The organism is Arthrobacter sp. JCM 19049, from assembly GCF_001310435.1.
In genome coordinates this window covers 1-1845 of the sequence record NZ_BAXF01000433.1, presented here as the reverse complement: position 1 = coordinate 1845, position 1845 = coordinate 1, and the positions used below count along the sequence as shown (strand labels likewise).

General features: G+C 68.8%; 3 protein-coding genes. All 3 read right to left on the bottom strand.

Annotated features, from left to right (window positions below; translation table 11 throughout):
* Window positions 1–547 (bottom strand): methionyl-tRNA formyltransferase (locus JCM19049_RS13080; protein ID WP_279403190.1); only part of this gene is annotated, 547 nt, incomplete at its 3' end.
* 1 nt (window position 548) lies between these two features.
* Window positions 549–1115 (bottom strand): peptide deformylase, encoded by a 567-nt coding sequence (gene def, locus JCM19049_RS13075; protein WP_054821805.1) that lies wholly within the window; start codon window positions 1113–1115, stop codon window positions 549–551.
* A 118-nt stretch (window positions 1116–1233) separates the two neighbouring features.
* Window positions 1234–1656, bottom strand: a complete 423-nt coding sequence (locus JCM19049_RS13070) for a hypothetical protein (protein WP_054821804.1) — start codon at window positions 1654–1656, stop codon at window positions 1234–1236.
* Between the last annotated feature and the right edge of the window lie 189 nt (window positions 1657–1845).

The window sequence follows — 1845 nt, the reverse complement described above, 5'->3', positions numbered from 1 at the left end:
CCAGGGCCTGCAGCGTGTCGACCAGCAGCCGGGAGCCGCTGTCGCTCAGCCGCTGCAGCAGGGCCCCGGCGGTGTCCATCGCCCCGATCGGCTCAGTCACCTGCCCGAACACCGGGCCGGTATCCAGCCCGGTTTCCAGTTGGAAGGTCACCGCACCGGTGATGTCATCGCCGAAGATGATGGCGTGCTGCACCGGCGCGGCCCCGCGCCACTGCGGCAGCAGGGAGAAGTGCAGGTTGATCCAGCCGTGGCGCGGCACCTGCAGCGCGTCCTGCGGCACCAGTCCCCCGTAGGCGACGATGGCGGCGGCGTCCAGATGCAGCGCGGTTAGCTGTTCGGTGACCTGCGCGTCGATCTTGGCGGCCTTGATGATCTGCAGGCCCAGCTCCTCGGCCCGCTGGGCCACCGGGGAGGGGGTCAGCACGCGTTTGCGCCCCAGCGGGGCGTCGGGCCGGGTGAGCACCGCGGCCACGTCGAAGCCCGCGTCCACCAGGTGGTCCAGGGAGGTGACGGCGACCTCCGGGGTGCCGGCAAAGAGGATGCGCATGCTAGTTGCCTCCCAGTCCGGCGCCGAAGCTGGAGCCCAGGGCCCCGGAGCGCTGCTGCACGGTGCTGGCGGCGGTGTTCTGGTAGTTGCTGGCCCGCAGCTTCTTCCACGCGGCCTTGCGTTCGGCGTCGGACAGGCGCTCCAGGAACAGGATCCCGTCCAGGTGGTCGGTTTCGTGCTGGATGCAGCGCGCCAGCAGCCCCTCGCCCTCGATCGTGATCGGGTTGCCGTACTTGTCAAAACCGGTGGCCTTGGCGTGCCGGCGGCGCGGGACCGGGGCGGCGATGCCGGGGATGGACAGGCACCCCTCCACCACGTCCGGCTGGTAGTCCTGGCTTAGTTCCAGCACCGGGTTGATGATGTGCCCGCGCTGCCCGTTGATCTGGTAGGTGAACACCCGCAGCGACACCCCGACCTGGGGTGCGGCCAACCCGGCGCCCTCGACGTTCTCCATGGTCTGGTCCATGTCCTCTACGAGCTTTTGGACCTCGGGCCCGAACTCGGTGACCTCCTGTGCCCTGGTGCGTAGAACAGGATCCCCGATAATCCGAATTCCCAATTCCGCCATAATCGGTGCGTCGTCCTTTCAACGTGTGACTTCTCAGCATGCGGCCCCGCCAGGATTTGAGGATCTCTGCCCGTGGCGTCAGCGCAAGGATCCGGCCAGGGCCGGATCAACTCTTGTCCTAGTCTACGGGCCGGGCGGCGCCGGGCTGTGGGGGCGGGCCGATCTCTATCAGCCCCGAGGGCTGCTGCAGCAGCTGGTACTGCGCCTGCCAGGTGCGGTGCAGTGCCCAGAACTTGGACCAGTAGGCGGGCATGGAGCTGGGCCGGGCGGTGAAGGTACGCGCCCCGACCTCGCCCAGCGCGACTGCCAGCAACATCACATCGGTATCGAACGGCCACGGCTCCCAGGTCCCGGCGACCGGGTCGATGCTGTGCTCCTCGGCCTTCGCGGCCGCCGCCAGCTGCATGATGACCTTCGGGTCCGGGGACTTGACCTGTCCCTCACGGTCGGTGCCGCGGGTCTTGTAGTCCACCAGGCACACCTGGCCGCCGATGCGGGCGACCAGGTCGATGGTGCCGGCGTAGCCACGCTCTGGTTCCACACGGTCACCTCCGCGGCGATCGGCTCCACCTTGAAGTCGCGCCACCAGGTCTCGAAATGCCGCACGAAGCCCAGTTCGCCGTTCTCCCGCAGCGCCGCCAGCGCCGCGTCCAGCTCATGCGGCTTGCCCATTTCCCGCAACGCGTACTGCTCCGCGTAGTTGTGTACCCGGTCCCCGCGGGCTGCGGCC